This window comes from Kineococcus endophyticus (genome assembly GCF_040796495.1).
In the GTDB taxonomy this organism is placed as follows: Bacteria; Actinomycetota; Actinomycetes; order Actinomycetales; family Kineococcaceae; genus Kineococcus; species Kineococcus endophyticus.
On record NZ_JBFNQN010000009.1, the window covers coordinates 1 to 16,801 of the forward strand.

Here is a 16,801-nt window from a genome sequence, read left to right on the forward strand (position 1 = left end):
CCACCGCCGTCGCCGGCAGCAGGCGCTCGGTCGCCTGACCCCCATCGAGTACGAGACACTTCTTCAAGCCGCTGCCGCGGCCTGACCGCCCCTAACGACGAGGGTCAACGAGACTGGGGGCAGACCCCCCGGTGGAAGCGCGGCACTGCCCCCAAGCACGGAGCCTTCGTCGCCGTCCACGTCATCCTGGCGATCATGATGCCTGCCCTGGCCTTGCTCGCCTGGCTGAACCACTTCGGCTGGTGGCTGAGCATCCCGGCGGCCATCGCCGGCGCCGGATCCATCGCGACCGCAGTCCACGAGGTGCACCTGCTCCGACGCGGGGAGGGCTCGCCCTCCTCCTAGGGCATCTCAGCTGCCCTCTGGCCAACCACACGGTCATCTCGCCTTCCACGCGCTCGACGACTTCGCGGACAGGACGTCGACCGTGTGGTCGTGGACGTCTGCTGCTGAACCTCCACGGTCGAGGGAATCGCGTCCTCCTCCACTCAGGTGCGGGACCATCGTCAGGTGCAGTTCACCTCCACCGACGGCGCCGCCTTCGAGCTGCGCCCCACCGGCTACGAGTACCCGGCGACCAACACCCCCGGCGACTGGGATGCGAACTGGCTCATCGTCCACGGACAGGTGCACACTGCCGCCGGCGAGTCGTGGACGTTCCACGACCCGAGCCTCACGACCTGGGAGGCCCGCGAACTGCACCGCTGGCTGAAGAGAACTGCCCGGGGCAGGGTCGAGCCGACCGACAACCCTGGCCAGGACGCTGCGGACGTGCTCGCCTTCACCGAGCCGAACCTCGCCTTCAGCGTGGCCTCGGTGATCGACGGGGAGACCGTGCTGCGTGTCCACCTCTCCCTGGAGGCGGTCGCGGGCAAGGCCGGCTGGACGAGGGAGACCGGGCCCAGGCTCTACGAGTACAGCGTTCTCCTCAAGCTCGACCAGCGTCAGCTACGGGCAGCCGCAACACAGTGGAACCGTGACATCTCGACCTTCCCACCTCGTTGACAAGGGCCGAGATCGATCCCGATGGACACGGTCCGCCCGCCGCTGATGTCACGCGCATCCCGCGGTCCGAGCGAGGACGGCCACCAGCGACCCACTGAGGGCCCTACTCGAACGGGACCGTCTCGACGTGGTCCCACGGGCCCCCCGCGTAGCGGTGCACCGCCAGGCCCGTGACGGTGAACTCCCACGGCGTGATCTCCGCGCTGAGCCGTTCCACGGTGGCGCGGGCCGTGGCCGGATCCACGAAGTTCTGCACCGTGACGTGCGGGGAGAACCCGTGCCCGTCCTGACGGGTCAACCGGCCGGCGAAGTCCGTGGCCACGGCGGCCCGCGCGGCGACCAGGCCGGGGCTCGCGACGACGAGCGCGGCGCCGCGCCCCAGGGACCGCACGCCCGTCACCTCCGCCGTCGGGGCGGGCCGGGCGCAGGCCCGGCGTACGGCGTCCAGCACGTCGCCGAGCGCGTCGCCCGGGAGGGCGTGGAACAGGGTCAGGTGCGCCGCGAGCCGGTTCCGCTCGGGCGGGAAGTGTCTGCGGCGCAGACGGTCGAGGGCGTCCTGCGTGGGTTCGTCGACCTCGGCGGCGACGATGAACGGGTTCACAGGACGACGACGGCCGTCGCCACGACCCCCACGACGACGCACACGACGGAGAGCGCGAGGCCGGCCGTCCACCACCCGCGGTCGGGGTGCCCGGCGCGCAGCGCCCGCACCGCGAAGCCCACCACGACGAGGCCCATGACGATCGACAGCGGGGCGATGACGAGCGAGACGACGAGGCCCGCCAGGGAGGCGACGACCCCGCCGATGGCACCCGTGTTCGTGGGCTGGTTCGTGGGCTGGTTCCCCCGCGGGTTCCCGGGCTGCTGCACCGGGCCACTGTGCCACGCGTCCTCCCACGGGGCCGCTCGCGCCCCGCACGCGGCACGGCCCGGCCACCTCCGAGAGGTGACCGGGCCGTGGTCCGAGGGGGTCGCGCCGGGTCAGCCGACCGTGACGACCGTCCGCAGCGGGGTGTCGCCGTAGGCGATCGTCCCGAGGTACCGCTTGGACGGGTCGACGCCCTTCCACGACGCGGTGACGGTCGCCGGGCGGCCCTGCGTCAGCTGCAGCGGGTCCGGACGGACCGTGAAGCTGCCGGCCCCGGCGCCGGCCCCGAGGACGTACGACGTCACCGAGTACCCGACGTCGGAGGCCCCGCCGGCCCCGGTGTAGCCGGAGACCTGCAGCACGTACCGGCCGGGTTCGACGAACCCGTCGATCCGTTCGTCGGCGGCGGTCGTCGCGGACTGCGCGACGAGGGTTCCACCGTCGGTGTAGAGGAACAGGTCGACGTCCGACCCGGCCTGCCCGACGAGGTCGAAGCGGGTGAACGTCGTCCCCTCGGGGATCGTGACCGGGAACTCGCGGACGTCGCCGACGGGCACGCGACCGCTGCGGGTGTCCCCGGCCACCAGACCCGTGGCCGTGAGGTCCAGCGCACCGGTCGTGCCCGGCAGCACGGTCGCGCGGACCGAACCCGACGCCGCCGCGGGGGCCGTGAGGTCCGCGGGCACACCGCCGAGCGTCAGCGGCTTGAGCGCCACGGGCGAACGGACGGTGAGGCGCTGACCGCCGGTCCACGTCAGCCAGCCCGAGGACCACTGGTCGACCGGCGCGGTGGTCCGCGAGAACGTCACCCGGAACTGGCCGGTCTGGCCCGGCTGCAGGTTCAGGACGCTCGGCTGCACCTGGACGTCGAACCCGGGGACGGAGGCCTTGGCGTAGTACAGCCCGCCGGTGACCGCCGTGACCGACCGGGTCACGGTCCGGGTCCCGACGAGGTCGCCGACCGCGATGGAGGCCTGGTTGAGGTCGCTCGGGTCGACGGCGGGAAGACCGGTCCCGGTGTCGACGCCCGAACCTTCCAGCCAGCTCAGCCAGTCGACCGGCGTGGAGTCGTAGACCAGACCGGGCGAGGACATCTTCGTCGGCTCGACGAAACCCGCCCCGGCCGACAGGACCTTGCGGACGGCCTTGCCGTCGGACCCGACGATGTCGCGCGCCGTGGTCATGAGGGCCGACTTGACCATCATGGGCGTGAACTCGGGGTGCGCCGCCATGTACAGGGCCGCGAGCCCGGTGACGTGCGGGGCCGACATCGACGTGCCCGACTCGGGGGCGAACAGGTCCTTGCCGTTCGTCGAGGCGACCGGCGAGTACCCGGCGATGACGCCGGAACCGGGCGCCGTGACGTCGGGCTTGAGGACGTCGCCGTCGTCGACGAGGGCCGGACCGCGCGAGGAGAACGCCGATATCTGCGGCGTCGCCGTCGCGCGGCCCGTGGTGTTGCCGACCTGGAAGGAGGCCGTGGCGTTCCGGTTCCCCCGGACGTACGCGACGACGCGCTGGCCTGCGGTGGTGTCGAGGTGGACCGTGGGCACGGAGTGCGCGTCGGGTTCGAGGGAGTTCGAGACGGGGTTGTAGAGGACCATCCCCACCCCGCCGACCCGGGCGACCTCGGCGGACTTCGCCACGCGGGCGGTGATCGCGCGTTCGCAGACGACGATCTTGCCCTTGGCCTTGGCCGGGTCGAGCGAGCCGTCGAGGCACTTGTCGGCGTCGTCGGCCGGTGCCTGCCGGATCCGCACGGCCGACCCCAGGACGATCGGGGCCGAGGCCAGCGGCTTCTGCTGCAGGCGCGCACCGACGAGCTTGGTGCCGTCCCCGAGGACGACCGTGCCCTCGTGCAGGACGGACGTGGCGGCGGCGACGGTGGTCACCCAGGGGCTCTGGTGGTCGACGGTCGAGGCGGCCGGCCCGGAGTTCCCGGCCGAGGCCGACACGAAGATCCCCGCGGAGGCCGCGGACAGGAACGCCAGCTCGACCGGGTCGGCCGGGTCGGGCGAGGGGTCGGAGCCGATGGAGTAGTTGATGACGTCGACGTTGTCGGCGACGGCCTGGTCGATCGCGGCGACGAGGTCGGAGGTCTGGCAGCCGTTCTGCCCGTCCTCGCCCGTCCAGCACACCTTGTAGACGGCGAGGGCGGCGGCGGGCGCGATGCCGGTGACGTCGCCGTAGGAGTCGCCCTGGATCGTCGCGGGCACCCCGTTGCGGCCGACGGCGGTCGTGCCCGTGTGGGTGCCGTGCCCGTCGCTGTCGCGGGCCGAGTCGAACTCCTCCGGCGCGAGGGCCTGCGCCTGGAGGAAACCCTCGTTGAAGGAGCGGGCCCCGACGACCTTCGTCGAGCAGTTCGAGGCGCTCCACTGCTGGCCGGTCTGGCAGATCCCGGTGTAGGTGCCGCCGTCGGCCTTGGTCATGCGGATCGTGGACCCGCTGCGGTACGGCCCGTAGGGGTCGTTCGCGGGTGCCTTCGTGGGCAGCTTCGCGCCCGCGACCGACGGGTGCTCGGGCCACAGGCCGGTGTCGAGGTCGGCGACGACGACGCCGCGGCCGGCCTGGGCGACCCCGCCGAGCTGGTCCCACACACCGCCCTTGCCGGTGAGGCCGAGGTAGTCGGCGGTGGTCCTCGTGGACGCTGCGGTCGGCGCCGCCGACGCGGTGGTGCCGGAGGCCGCGGCAGAACCCTGGCTCTCGCTCGTCGTGTCGGCCAGGTGCCGGGTGACGTCGGGGGCGACCGAGACGACGCCGGCCGTCGCGGCCAGCCGCTTCGCCTGCGCCGCGGACAGGTGGGCGCTGAACCCGTTGAGCGCCACGGTGAACCGCTGCTGCGGCCTGGCACCGACGACGTCGGCGACCTTGGTCTGGGCCGACAGGAGCAGGTCCCGGTAGCGGCGGGTGGTGGACCGGGTCATGTCCAGCTCCCCGCCCGCGGACTTCAGCCTCGGGATGCCGGGAACGGAACCGTCGTAGTTCGCGATGGGGTCCTGGGCGAGGGTGACGACGTAGTTGCCGTCGGCGAAGGTCGTCGCCGGCGCGGAGGGTGGGGCGGCGGTCGCAGGGAGCGCGTGCGCGACGGCGAGGAGGATCCCCACCCCCGTCGCGAGCGCTGTGGTGGTGAGTGGACGTCGGGCGACCACGGTGGCCTCCAGCGGGGCAGGAGCGAAGGATTACTAGAAGTGTGCATCGTGTGACAGTCGGTGAAGACGTGACGCGGGGCAGCCAATCGGGTGACGGACGAACCGTCAAGACCGACACGACCTCCGGTGCTCGGGGCCGCAACACCGGCCGTCTCCGACGCTCCGTAGTCTTGGGACGTGCCGACCACCGACGTCCCCCGGTCCACCACCGCCGCCCCGACCCGCCCGGGTCCTCGCCGTGCGCTGCTGGCGACCGCGGCCGGGGTCTTGGCGCTCACCGGCGGACTGGTCACGGCCGGCCCCGCGGCCGCCCACGACCGCCTCGAGTCCACCAACCCCGCGGACGGCGCCACCGTCGCCACCGCCCCGGACGCCGTCGTCCTCACCATGTCCTCGACCCCGCTCGCGCTGGGGACCCTCGTCCGCGTGACCGGCCCCGACGGGGCCGTGGTCTCCAGCGGGGACCCGCAGATCGTCGACGCCGACGTCACCGAACCGCTCACGGGGGCCCGCCCCGCGGGCACCTACACGGTCGACTGGCGGATCACGTCCTCCGACGGCCACCCCGTCTCGGGCACCTTCTCGTTCACGGCGACCGGCGCGGCGGGCGGCTCGGCCAGCCCCACCACCTCCGCGCCCGACGCCACGGCGAGCGACTCCCCCAGCCCCTCAACGAGCTCGAGCGCAGCGGTCGTCGACCCGTCCAACCCGGTCGCCTCCGAGGGCAACGGGGGCCTCATCGCCGCCGGCATCGCCGTCGTCGTGGTGGTCGGCGGCATCGGCGGGCTCATCGGGTACCGGCGCCGGCAGCGCTGAGCGCCCGTCCCGACCGTTCCAGGCGCAGGTCGAGGAACCACACGAGCACGACCAGGACCCCGAAACCCGCGCCGACGGCGCTGACGAGGGGCCACCCGCCCGCCCCCCACGCCGCCGAGCCGACGGCCGACCCCAGCGCGCCGCCGGCGAAGTAGGTCGTCATGTAGACGGAGTTCAGCCGCGCCCGGGCGTCCGGGCGCAGCGGGTAGACCACGTTCTGGTTCGACACGTGGACGGCCTGCAGGAACATGTCCGCCAGTCCGAACCCGAGGACGAACAGCAGCAGCGACGTCAGCCACACCGAGCTCGACAACCCGAGCAGGCCCCAGGTGGCGACGAGACCCACGGCGCCGATGCCCGTCGCCCACTGCCCCTTGCCCGCGTCCGCCATCCGGCCGGCGAGGGAGGCCATCGATGCGCCGGCCACCCCCGCCAGCCCGACGAGCCCGATCTGCAGCTCGGACAGGCCGAAGCGGGGACCGGCCAGCAGGAACGTCGTCGTCGCGAACAGGACCGAGACGCCCGCGAAACCCAGCCCGCCGAGCAGGGCGCGCGTGCGCAACCGCGGCAGTTCGGCGACCAGCCGCGCCCCCGACGCGAGCGTCGCCAGGTACCCGCCGGGGGCGGACGGGACGCTGCGCGGGAGCCTGCGGCGCAACAGGACCGCGATGAGGAGCAACCCCACCGCGACGAGCGCGTAGGGGGCGTGCCACCCACCCACCTCGGCCAGCGCTCCGGACACGCTGCGCGCCAGCAGGGCCCCGATGAGCAACCCGCTCATCACGGTGCCGACGGCGCGGCCCTCACGGCCCGGTTCGGCCAGTTCCGCGGCGAACGGGACGAGGACCTGCGCGGCGACCGAGAACACGCCCGCCACCGCCGTCCCGACGACGAGCACCGCGTACGAGGGGGCGAGGGCGCACACGGCGTGCCCGGCCGCCGCCAGCAGGGCGAGGGTGACGAGGAGCCGGCGCCGTTCCAGCAGGTCGCCGAGCGGGACGACGAGCAGCAGGCCGAGCCCGTAGGAGACCTGGGCGACGGTCACGAGCGCCGCGGCGCGGCCGTCGGAGACCCCGAGGTCGGTGGCGATCGTGTCGAGCAACGGCTGGTTGACGTAGTTGCCGCCGACGGTCAGACCGGTCGTGACGGCCATGAGCAGCAGCAGCGGGCGGGTCAGCACCGGCCCATCGTGCGCCGGGGCCCATCCCCTGTCCAAGCGATCGGACGACCCGCACCGATCGCGATCCGCGATCGACGGGTGGGGGCGTTCCGGGGAGACTGTACGCCGTGACCCCGTTGCAGCTGCGGTGCGTCCTCGCGGTCGCGCAGGACCTGCACTTCACGCGCGCCGCGGCCGCGCTCGGGATCGCCCAGTCCGCGCTGAGCCACCAGGTCGCGACGCTGGAGGCCGAACTCGGGGCCCGCTTGTTCGAGCGGACGAGCCGGCGCGTCCGGCTGACGGCCGCGGGTGCCGCCCTGCTCCCCCGCGCCCGGTCGGTGCTCGCCGAGCTCGACCGGCTGCGCACGGACGTCGTCGCCGCCGGTGGCGCCGTCGCGGGGCGCCTGCGCATCGGGACCGTGCCGACCCTGCCGGAGGTCCGGCTGGCCGACGTCGTGGCCGGTCTGCACCGCCGCCACCCGGCGGTCCGGGCGTCCGTGGTGGTGCAGGGCAGCGACGCGACCCTCGCCGCCGTCGCGGACGGGTCCCTCGACGTGGGGTTCGTCGGGCTGGCGCTGACCGAACCCCCGGCGGGGGTCGAGCGGCGGCTGCTCGCGGTCGAACGGCACGTCGCCGTCGTCGCGGCCGACGACCCGTGGCGCGCCCGGCGCCGGGTCCGGCTCCGCGACGTGGCCGCCCGGCCGTGCGTCGACTTCCCCGCCGGCACCGGTGGCCGCCGGCAGACGGACGCCGCCTTCGCCGCCGCCAGCCTCGTGCGCGACGTCGTCGTGGAGTCCGACGACGTCGGCCTCGTGCTCGACCTCGTCCGCCGGGGCGTGGGGACGGCACTGCTGCCCGCGTCCACCGTGCCCGGTTCCGCGGGCCTGCACACCGTCGCGGTCGTCGACGGCCCGGCCCGGCGCACCTCCGTCCTGCACGCCGGCGACGGCGCCTCGGCCGCGACGCGCGCCTTCCTCGCCGAGCTCGACCGGCACCTGCCCGCCGGAGGCGCAGCGGGGTGAGGGCGCAGCGCACGCACGGGGACACCCACGGGGGAACTCACGTGGAGTGAGACGCGGGTGTCCCGAACCGGTCGCCCCGACGACGCCGAGCGGCCACCCACGGGTGTTCCCACGCCCGGTCCCACCTGGTGGCAGCCGTCGGACCGGCCAGCCGGTCGTCAGGACGACGCGCGCCCCGGTCCCACCCCCGGTCCGACGTCGCGCCGGGCCGCAGGACACCCATCGGGACACCCACGGGGGAACTCACGTGGAGTGAGACGTGGGTGTCCCGAACCGGTCGCCCCGACGACGCCGAACGGCCACCCACGGGTGTTCCCACCTCCGGTCTCACGGCCCGTGCCGCGCGACGGCCACGGACGCAGCAAGGGGCGGGACCCGGTCGGGTCCCGCCCCTCGCTCACCGCTGTCCGGCGCGCGTCCTGGTCAGGGGACGATGAGGCCGTTCGTCTGCGTGCGGGCGCGGTCGAAGCGGGCCTGGGCGTCGGCCCAGTTCACGACGTTCCACCAGGCCTTGACGTAGTCCGGCTTGACGTTCTTGTAGTCCAGGTAGAACGCGTGCTCCCACATGTCCAGCACGACGATCGGGACCAGGCCCAGGGCCAGGTTGCCCTGCTGGTCGTACAGCTGGACGTTGATGAGCTTCTGGCCGATGGAGTCCCAGGCCAGGATCGACCAGCCCGAGCCCTGGATGCCCAGGGCGGTGGCGGCGAAGTGCTTCTGGAAGCCGTCGAAGGAGCCGAAGTCGGCGTCGATGGCGGCGGCCAGTTCGCCGGTCGGCTTGTCGCCGCCGTCGGGGGACAGGTTGGGCCAGAACACCGAGTGGTTGACGTGCCCGCCGAGGTTGAACGCGAGGTTCTTCTCGTGCAGGTTCACCGTGGCCAGATCGTCCTTGGAGCGGGCCTCGGCCAGCTTCTCCAGGGCGGTGTTGACCCCGGCCACGTAGGTGGCGTGGTGCTTGTCGTGGTGCAGCTCCATGATCGCCCCGGAGATGTGGGGCTCGAGCGCGGAGTAGTCGTAGGGCAGATCCGGAAGGGTGTACTCAGCCATGCCTTCTCCTCGTCAGCGATCCTCGGCGCGCGGCGGGCGGCGGCTCGCGACCGCTCACGACCGCCTCGCACCCGTGACCTTCGCGCAGCTCCCAGGGGTGCGCAACCGGCGTCCGCAGCCTCTCACCGCGTGATCACCGACCTGCGTCCGGGGTCAGCCCCGGAAGGCGCCCCGTAGGGTCGCCCCCATGACGTCCGCGCCGGCCTCCGCGCCCGAGCCCCGCACCGACGGCGTCGCACCGGTGCCCGTCGTCGGGTTCGACCTCGACATGACGCTCGTCGACTCCAGCGACGGCATCGCGACGACGTTGCGGGCCGTGCTGGGTGAGGTGGGCGTGACGATCACCGCGGCCGACACCTGGCCCTACGCCGGGATGCCCCTCGACCTCATCCTCGCCGGACTGGCCCCCGGGACACCGGCCGAGGAGATCGAGGCCCTGCAGGCGCGGTACCGCCACCTCTACCCCTCCCTGGGCATCTCCTCGGTCCGCCCCTACACCGGAGCCGCCGCCGCGCTCGCCGCACCCGCCGCGCACGGGGGGCGCAGCGTCGTCGTCAGCGCCAAGCACACGCCCAACGTCCACCGCGTCCTGGCGGTCGCGGGGCTGGCCGGAGCGGTCGACGACGCCGACGTCGCGGGCGACCTGTTCGCCGAGGAGAAGGGTGTCCGGCTCGCCGAGCTCGGGGCCACCGCCTACGTCGGCGACCACCCCGGCGACGTGCGGGCGGCCGCCGTGGCGGGGGCGGTCGCCGTGGCCGTCACGACCGGGTCGCACGACACGGCCGCCCTCCTCGAGGCCGGCGCCGACGTCGTCCTGTCCTCCCTCACGGACTTCCCGGAGTGGCTGGCCACTCACGTCGAGGACCTGCGCACCGGCGCGGCCGGGCCGAACGGTGAGCGGACGGCACCGCTGCCCGGTTAACCTGGACCGACGGCCCACGGACCGCCGACCCCACGGTCGGCCGGACGCCGGGCCCGCTCAGACACTGGACGCACCCGCCGGTGCGCGCGGCCCCCCGCGGCGCCCGGCACCGCAGGCTGGAGAAGTTCGTGCCGACTGGCAAGGTCAAGTGGTTCGACGCCGACAAGGGGTTCGGCTTCCTCGCCGCCGAGGGCGGTGAGGAGGTCTTCGTGCACGCCTCGGCGCTGCCGACGGGCACCGCGACCCTCTCGAAGGGCACCCGCGTGGAGTTCGGCGTGGTGCAGGGCAAGAACGGCAACCAGGCGCTGTCCGTGCGTCTGCTGGAGCCCGTGCACTCGGTGAGCCGCGCCACCCGCAAGAAGCCCGACGAGATGGTCCCGATCGTCGAGGACCTCATCAAGCTGCTCGACGGCGTCTCCGGCTCGTTGCGCCGCGGCCGCTACCCCGACGCCTCCGGCGCGCGCAAGACCGCCGCCGTGCTGCGGGCCGTCGCCGACGACCTGGAGGCGGGAGCGTGAGCGTGGACTCGGTCGAGGACGAGACGACCACCACCCCGGGGACCACGACCGCCAAGCGCGTCCGCAAGCCGCGCAAGCCCACCCTGGACGCCGCCGCGGCCGGTGCGGTCGACCTGGCCCGCGCCGCGGCCGAGGAGGTCGCCGACGAGGGCACCGTCGGGGAACACCTCGGCACCGTCCCCGAGGGCGACCGCATCGTCAGCCACACCTTCGCGTGCCTGCTGCCCGGGTACCGCGGCTGGCGCTGGACGGTCACCGTCACCCGCGCCTCCCGCGCCCGCAACGTCACCGTCAGCGAGGTCTGCCTCCTGCCCGGCGACGACGCGCTGCAGCCGCCCGTGTGGCTGCCGTGGGCCGAGCGGCTCGCCCCGGGCGACGTCGGACCGCAGGACACCCTGCCGCGCAAGGCGGACGATCCCCTGCTCGAACCCGGCTTCGAGGAGACGGGCGACGAGGACCTCGACCGCGTCGCGCTGCACGAGCTGGGCCTCGGCCGCGAGCGCGTGCTGTCCCCGCTGGGCCGGGACGAGGCCGCGACCCGCTGGTACGAGGGCGACCGCGGCCCGCGCACCGAGATCGCCGAGAACGCCAAGGCCCAGTGCTCCACGTGCGGCTTCTTCCTCGCGCTCGCGGGCTCGCTGCGGCAGGTGTTCGGCGCGTGCGCGAACGAGTGGTCCCCCGAGGACGGCCGCGTCGTGAGCGTGGACCACGGTTGCGGCGCGCACAGCGAGACCGACGTCGAGGTGACGCCGGACGAGCCGTCCGTGACGGTCGTCGACGACCTGTCCTCCGACGCCTTCGAGGTCGTCGAGACGGCCTCGCTCGTGGACGACTCCAGCTCGTCGACGCTGGAAACCGTTGCCGGCGACGACGCCACGCAGACCGACACGCAGACCGACACGGTCGAGGCGACCAGCTGACCACGCCCGACCCCTTCGGGACCGCGGCGCTGCGCGACCGCGTCCTCGCGGCCTGGAACGCCTCGCCGGCCCGGCTGCGCGAGGACGCGAACGCCGAGGAGGACGCGGCCCTCGGCGCCTACCGCGACCGGCTCGTCGTCGAGCTGGCGCAGAACGCGGCCGACGCCGCGACCGCGGCGGGCGTGCCCGGCCGGCTGCTCCTGCGCCTCGTCGACGACCCCGCGGGCGGAGCCGGCACGCTGCTGGCCGCCAACACCGGCGCCCCGCTGACCGCCGCCGGCGTCGAGGGCCTGTCGACCCTGCGAGCGAGCGCGAAGGCGGACGCCGACGGGAGCGGGTCCGTCGGACGCTTCGGCGTCGGGTTCGCCGCCGTCCTGGCCGTCACCGATGCCCCCGCGCTGCGGTCGACGGACGGCGCGGTCCGCTTCTCCCGCAACGACTCCGTCGACCTCGTGCGGCAGGCGGGCAGCCCCGGCGCCGTCGCCGAGCTCGCCACCCGCGACGGTCACGTCGCCGCGCTGCGCCTGCCCTTCCCGGCCCCCGACGCCGCCGCCGTCCCCACCGGCCACGACACGGTCGTCGAGCTGCCGCTGCGCGACGCCGCCGCCCGCACCCTCGTGGAGGCCCAGCTCGACGAGCTCGCGGCCGGCGGGGGCGACGTGCTGCTGCTGGCCCTGCCGGGGCTGGCCGAGGTCGTCGTGGAACGCCCCGGCGCGTCGCCCGTGCGCACCGGCGACGTCACCGACCGCTGGCGGGTGCTGCGCCGCAGCGGCCGGTTCGACCCGGCCGACGTCGCCGACCGCGGCGTGGAGGACCGGCGCCGGCTGGGCTGGCAGCTGACGTGGGCGCTGCCCGTCGAGGGCTCCGGTGCGCGCGCGCCGGGCGTGCTGTGCAGTCCGACCCCGACCGACGAGGACCTGCCCTGGCAGGCACTGCTCGTCGGCACGTTCCCCCTCGGCCCGGACCGGCGACGGCTCGCCCCGGGCCGGGCGACGGACGTCCTGCTCGACGCGGCCGCGGAGGCCTACGGCGAGCTGCTCGCCGGCGTCGCCGCGGACGGCGGCGACGCGCTCGAGCTCGTCCCGTACGGCGCCGCCGCGGGACGCGTGGACGCCGAGCTGCGTCGCCGTGTCCTGGACCGCGCGCGTGACGTGCCGCTGCTGCTGTGCGTGGAGCGCGTCGACGGCGCTCCCCTGCCGGTGCGACCGTCGTCGGCCGTCGCGCTCACCGGGCCGGGTGCCGACGACCCGAGCCTGCTGGCGGCCCTTGCGCCCGCGCTCGCCGGTCTCGTCGCCGCGCCGCGGACCGCGGACCGGGTGCTGACCGAGCTCGGCGTCGTGCGCATGGGCCTGGCCGAGGTCCTGGACGTCCTGCCCGGTCAGGACGCCGCGGGCAGCCGCGCCCTCTTCGCCGCGCTCGCCCCGCTGGCGGCGGCCGACCCCGTGGCCCGGGAGGCGATGAGCGGTCTGGCCGTGCCGCTGCTGGACGGCCGCGGCGTCCACGGGGCGCGCGGGCTCGTGCTGCTCGACGCCCTGCCGGACGGGGCGACCTCGCTCGACCCGGACACCGCAGAGGTGCTGGCGCAGCACGGGTTGCGGGTCGTCGACCCCGCCGTCGCCGACGGTCCCGCCCGTGACCTGCTCGTGCGGCTCGGCGCCCGTGAGGGCGGTTCGTGGGCGCTGCTCACCGACCCGGCCGTCCGCGCGGCGGTCGCCGCCTCCCCCGACGCCGAGGACCCCGACGCCGTCGCCGAGGCGGTGCTCTCCGTCGTCGAGGCCGTCGTCGGGGCCGACGCGCCGGACCGGGCGACGGCGGACCGGGTGGCGCGGGACCTGCCGTGGCTCGCCGACCTCGCGCTGCCCGACGACGCCGACGACCTGGCCCCGGCGGGGTCCCTGGTCGTCCCCGGCACCCTCGCCGAACGGGCCTACGACCCCGCCGAGGTCACCGCGGTGCACCCGGACCTGCTGCAGGAGTGGGGGTGCGACGTCCTGCGCGCGGTCGGTGTGCTGACCGGACCGGCGCTGGTGGCGCTGCCCGCGCTGGACCTCGCCGACCCCGCCGCCCTCGAGGAGGCCGGCGAGCGGGGGCTCGCGGACGTCGCGCAGTACGTCGAGGAGGTCTGGGCGGACGTGGTCGAGGGGGTCGACGAGTCGCTGGAGGGGACGACCGTCGAGGGGGTCGTCGCCGTGCGCGACCTCGACCTCGTCGCGGCCGCGTGGCCCGAGGTGCTCGTGGCGCTGACCGAGGACCCGGCGGGGACGCAGGCGATCACGGCGGACTGGGTCCTCGGCCCGCACCGTCGTCCGGGGCTCACCGCGTGGTGGCTGCGCCGGCACGGTCCGTGCGCCGACGTCGTGCGCGACCCGGCCGGCTCGGCCCCCGCCTGGCTGCCGCCCGCCCCCGACTGGCTGGCCGGGTTGCCCGGTCCCGTCCGGCGCGCGCTCGGCGTCCTGGACGACCTCGCCACCGCGGGCACCGCCGACCTGGGAGGTCTGCTGCGGCGCTCCGCCCACGAGGTCGGCAGGCCCGGCGGTCCGTCGGCCGCCGACCTGCTCAGCCTGTGGAGCGCACTCGCCCGCGCCGTCGACGAGGCCGCGGAGCTCGACGTCCCGCGGCTGGCCGCCCTCGGTGCGGACGGTGTGCCGGTCGCCGCGGACACCGCCGACGTCGTCGTCCCCGACGACGCGGTGTGGGCGCAACGCACCGACCTCGGGCCGCGTCTGCTCGTCCCGGCGACGCACGCCGCCCGGGTGGCCGACCTGCTCGACCTCGACCTCGCCTCCGACCGCGCGGACGGCGAGCTCACCCACCCCAGAGGCACGGTCCGCGGGGTGCCCGCCGCCGCCCACGCCCTCGTGCCCGGCCTGTCACGGACGTGGACCGAGGTGGCGGAGCTGTCGTGCGACGGCGTGCCCGTGGGGTTCTGGGTGCGGGACGGCGAGCTCCTGGCGACGTCGGTCGCCGGTGCGGCCGCGGGACTCGCGGCGTCGGCGGGCGCCTGGTGGGCACGGACGGCGCTGGCCGGACTCCTCGGCGACGACACCGCCGTCGCGGCGCGGGTGCTCGCGGAGGAACTGCCGGGGCTGGGCTGACGCGCTCGCGTCGGCTGCACCGGCGGTGGGTCACCGCGGACGGGTCGTCCTCACCGCGGTGCCCTGGTGGTGGACCGCCTCCCACCCCTGCGCCGCACGCCGCCACAGGGTCATCCGCTGCGACGTCCTCCCGCCGCGGCGCAGCTCGTACGTGACCAGGAAGGTGTCCTCACCCAGAGCGCGGCAGTGGAAGTCGTCGGCCTGCCACGTCTGGTGCTCGCGCGCCTCACGGCGGCGCGACAGCACGCCGACGACGGCGTCCCGGTCGAGGCGCCGGCCGGTGGGTCCGACGGCGATGAAGTCGGCCGCCAGGTACGCGTACGGGTCACCGCCCTCCGGTCGCCGGGTCAGGCGGTGCAGGAGCGGTTCGCGGGCCTGCAGCTCCAGGAGCACCGGCACGACGTCGGGGTCCGTCGGCGGGGGCCACGTGCTGCCGTCCGCGGCACCGGCGGGCTCCTCGTCGTGGGGTGTCGACGGGTCGGGGGTGGGCTGACCGCTGCCGCTCCCCGGACGTCCTGGCTCGCTGCGGCGGACCGTCTGCCCCAGCGGGCCGGTGCCCTCAGCCAGCACCTCCCCGTCGGCGGCCACGGCTCGCCAGGAGGTGCGCTCGATCGCTTCCTGCGCGGTGACGTCCAGCCAGACCGCCGTCCACCACAGGCCCGCCGCCGTGGGAGCGAAGTGCTCGGTGCCGTCGGGTGTCCTGAGCACGACGGCGATGACGGACGGGTCGGCGTGGCCGAAGAAGTGTGCGATGCCCCCGTCGGGGTCCCCGCTGGGATCGACGCGGTCCCAGGTGGCGGCCGCGTGCTGCGACGGTGCGGCCAAGGGGGCAGCGAACCAGCTGCGCCTGCGGGCGCTGCGGTGTCCGTAGGAGAGGTAGGTCCGGTCGTGCCCGGGGGCGCGGAACGCGGTGGCGTGGGCGACCGGCGTGGGTTCGCCGGGGACGTGGCCGGCGAAGACCGCCCGCAACCCCTCGGGTGCGGGGGTGTGGGACCGCGGCACCTCGTCGGCCGAGGGGGCCCTGCGCCGGTGGGAGTTGACGACGGCGTCGAAGCAGATGGCGGCCGCTCGTTCGGAGACTGTCGCCGGGTCCAGCAGCCGGGGAACGGGCAGTTCCACCGGCTCGGAGGTGGCCACGGGGTCAGCGCGAGCGGCGCTCGCGGCGGTGCACGTACGCCAGGCCGATGAGCCCGAGCACGATCCCGGCGATGCACGAGCCGAGCCAGCGGCCCTCCCCCGTCGCCCGGACCTCCGGCACGACGAGCGCGACGACGAGCAGCAGCACCCACACGCCCAGCCCGACGAGGACGGCGCGGCGGTCGTCGGTCGTCAGCGGCGGCGGGGGTGGTTTCGCCTTCGACGGCGGCAGGAACAGCGGCACGCGCCCAGTGTCCCCCACCGTCGGGTCTGCTGGGGAGTCTGCTGGGATGGGCGCATGGCCTCCTCCTCGTCCCAGCCCTTCCCCCCGCACACCGGGAACGCCCCCGGCCGCACGGCCCTGGTGACGGGTGCGAGCAGCGGCATCGGCGCCGCGACGGTGCGGGCGCTGGCCGCGGCGGGGTTCCGGACGATCGCGGCGGCCCGGCGGGTGGACCGGTTGCAGGCGCTGGCGCAGGAGGTGGGCGGCCAGGCCGTCGCCCTCGACGTGACCGACCCGGAGTCGGTGGCCGCGATGGCCGAGCAGGTCGGTGACGTCGACGTGGTCGTGCACTCCGCCGGTGGCGCCCTCGGCAGCGACACCGTCGAGCACGGCGATCCCGAGGGCTGGAAGACGATGTACGACACCAACGTCGTCGGCGTCCTGCGCGTCCACCAGGCCCTGCTGCCCGGGATGCGCCGCGGCGGCAACGCGCACGTGGTGGTGATCGGCTCGATCGCCGGGTTCGAGGTGTACCCCGGCGGCGGCGGGTACACCGCCGTCAAGCACGGCGTGAACGCCCTCGTCCGGACGCTGCGGCAGGAACTCCTCGGCGAACCCGTCCGCGTCACCGAGATCGCGCCCGGCATGGTCGAGACGGAGTTCTCGCTCGTGCGGCTCGGTTCGCAGGAGGCGGCCGACAAGGTCTACGACGGCCTCGTCCCGCTGAGCGCCGAGGACGTCGCGGACGTCATCGCCTTCGCCGTGACGCGCCCGCCGCACGTCGACCTCGACAAGATCGTCCTCCGGCCGATCGCGCAGGCCGACGCGGCGCACGTGCACCGGGCCTGAACCCCACGCCCGGGCGGGCGTAGGATCCCCGCCAGCGTTCCGCACCCCGGTCGCGTCCCACCGTCCTCCCG

General features: G+C 75.1%; 16 protein-coding genes. 9 read left to right on the plus strand and 7 right to left on the minus strand.

All coding sequences use genetic code 11. The annotated features are described in order from the left end of the window. Positions 1-195: 195 nt before the first annotated feature. Both AB1207_RS13585 and AB1207_RS13590 read left to right on the plus strand, forming a co-directional pair. Positions 196-345, plus strand: coding sequence for a hypothetical protein (locus AB1207_RS13585; RefSeq protein ID WP_367638918.1), 150 nt, complete (start codon positions 196-198; stop codon positions 343-345). 165 nt (positions 346-510) lie between these two features. After that, a complete protein-coding gene (locus AB1207_RS13590) occupies positions 511-1,005 on the plus strand; it encodes a WapI family immunity protein (RefSeq protein WP_367638919.1) in 495 nt (164 codons plus the stop codon). Positions 1,006-1,108: 103 nt separating this feature from the next. Here the strand turns inward: AB1207_RS13590 and AB1207_RS13595 are convergent, their stop codons facing one another. The 3 genes from AB1207_RS13595 to AB1207_RS13605 form a co-directional block, all read right to left on the minus strand. Further along, a complete protein-coding gene (locus AB1207_RS13595) occupies positions 1,109-1,606 on the minus strand; it encodes a 2'-5' RNA ligase family protein (protein ID WP_367638920.1) in 498 nt (165 codons plus the stop codon). Further along, entirely contained in the window at positions 1,603-1,875 is a 273-nt protein-coding gene (locus AB1207_RS13600; RefSeq protein WP_367638921.1) for a hypothetical protein, read from the minus strand. The genes AB1207_RS13595 and AB1207_RS13600 overlap by 4 nt, the downstream gene beginning before the upstream one ends. A 111-nt stretch (positions 1,876-1,986) precedes the next feature. Next, positions 1,987-5,022, minus strand: coding sequence for a S8 family serine peptidase (locus AB1207_RS13605; protein ID WP_367638922.1), 3,036 nt, complete (start codon positions 5,020-5,022; stop codon positions 1,987-1,989). A 177-nt stretch (positions 5,023-5,199) separates the two neighbouring features. On the opposite strand from AB1207_RS13605, the gene AB1207_RS13610 reads away from it, so the two are divergent. Further along, a complete protein-coding gene (locus AB1207_RS13610) occupies positions 5,200-5,838 on the plus strand; it encodes a copper resistance CopC family protein (protein WP_367638923.1) in 639 nt (212 codons plus the stop codon). Here AB1207_RS13610 and AB1207_RS13615 read toward each other — a convergent pair. After that, positions 5,810-7,018 carry an MFS transporter gene (locus tag AB1207_RS13615; RefSeq protein ID WP_367638924.1) on the minus strand — a complete coding sequence of 403 codons (1,209 nt, stop codon included), beginning with the start codon at positions 7,016-7,018 and terminating at the stop codon, positions 5,810-5,812. The genes AB1207_RS13610 and AB1207_RS13615 overlap by 29 nt on opposite strands. A gap of 107 nt (positions 7,019-7,125) precedes the next feature. Here AB1207_RS13615 and AB1207_RS13620 point away from each other — a divergent pair, with 107 nt between their 5' ends. After that, positions 7,126-8,019 (plus strand): LysR substrate-binding domain-containing protein, encoded by an 894-nt coding sequence (locus AB1207_RS13620; protein WP_367638925.1) that lies wholly within the window; start codon positions 7,126-7,128, stop codon positions 8,017-8,019. 423 nt (positions 8,020-8,442) lie between these two features. On the opposite strand, the gene AB1207_RS13625 is transcribed toward AB1207_RS13620, so the two are convergent. Next, positions 8,443-9,066: a superoxide dismutase gene (locus AB1207_RS13625; protein WP_367638926.1), complete on the minus strand. Its 624-nt coding sequence runs from the start codon at positions 9,064-9,066 to the stop codon at positions 8,443-8,445. 187 nt (positions 9,067-9,253) lie between these two features. Between AB1207_RS13625 and AB1207_RS13630 the strand changes: the two genes are divergently transcribed. The 4 genes from AB1207_RS13630 (at position 9,254) to AB1207_RS13645 (ending at position 14,521) form a co-directional block, all read left to right on the plus strand. Next, the gene (locus tag AB1207_RS13630) at positions 9,254-9,988 is read left to right on the plus strand and encodes an HAD family hydrolase (protein WP_367638927.1); all 735 of its coding nucleotides are present in this window, start codon (positions 9,254-9,256) and stop codon (positions 9,986-9,988) included. A gap of 128 nt (positions 9,989-10,116) precedes the next feature. Next, on the plus strand, positions 10,117-10,506 hold the full coding sequence (locus AB1207_RS13635) for a cold-shock protein (RefSeq protein ID WP_367638928.1): 390 nt from the start codon (positions 10,117-10,119) through the stop codon (positions 10,504-10,506). Further along, positions 10,503-11,426, plus strand: a complete 924-nt coding sequence (locus tag AB1207_RS13640) for a DUF3027 domain-containing protein (RefSeq protein WP_437178938.1) — start codon at positions 10,503-10,505, stop codon at positions 11,424-11,426. The genes AB1207_RS13635 and AB1207_RS13640 overlap by 4 nt, the downstream gene beginning before the upstream one ends. A gap of 29 nt (positions 11,427-11,455) precedes the next feature. Then, positions 11,456-14,521: a sacsin N-terminal ATP-binding-like domain-containing protein gene (locus tag AB1207_RS13645; protein WP_437178948.1), complete on the plus strand. Its 3,066-nt coding sequence runs from the start codon at positions 11,456-11,458 to the stop codon at positions 14,519-14,521. Positions 14,522-14,551: 30 nt separating this feature from the next. Here the strand turns inward: AB1207_RS13645 and AB1207_RS13650 are convergent, their stop codons facing one another. Continuing rightward, positions 14,552-15,658: a DUF4440 domain-containing protein gene (locus AB1207_RS13650; RefSeq protein ID WP_367638930.1), complete on the minus strand. Its 1,107-nt coding sequence runs from the start codon at positions 15,656-15,658 to the stop codon at positions 14,552-14,554. A 4-nt stretch (positions 15,659-15,662) separates the two neighbouring features. Then, positions 15,663-15,902 carry a DUF2530 domain-containing protein gene (locus AB1207_RS13655; protein WP_367638931.1) on the minus strand — a complete coding sequence of 80 codons (240 nt, stop codon included), beginning with the start codon at positions 15,900-15,902 and terminating at the stop codon, positions 15,663-15,665. 54 nt (positions 15,903-15,956) lie between these two features. Between AB1207_RS13655 and AB1207_RS13660 the strand changes: the two genes are divergently transcribed. Continuing rightward, positions 15,957-16,730: an SDR family NAD(P)-dependent oxidoreductase gene (locus AB1207_RS13660; RefSeq protein WP_367638932.1), complete on the plus strand. Its 774-nt coding sequence runs from the start codon at positions 15,957-15,959 to the stop codon at positions 16,728-16,730. Positions 16,731-16,801: the final 71 nt, after the last annotated feature.

Coding starts and splice junctions, on each gene's coding strand:
- AB1207_RS13630 (WP_367638927.1), top strand. CDS start 9,254: ATGACGTCCGCGCCGGCCTCCGCGCCCGAGCCCCGCACCGACGGCGTC.
- AB1207_RS13625 (WP_367638926.1), bottom strand. CDS start 9,066: ATGGCTGAGTACACCCTTCCGGATCTGCCCTACGACTACTCCGCGCTC.
- AB1207_RS13585 (WP_367638918.1), top strand. CDS start 196: ATGATGCCTGCCCTGGCCTTGCTCGCCTGGCTGAACCACTTCGGCTGG.
- AB1207_RS13660 (WP_367638932.1), top strand. CDS start 15,957: ATGGCCTCCTCCTCGTCCCAGCCCTTCCCCCCGCACACCGGGAACGCC.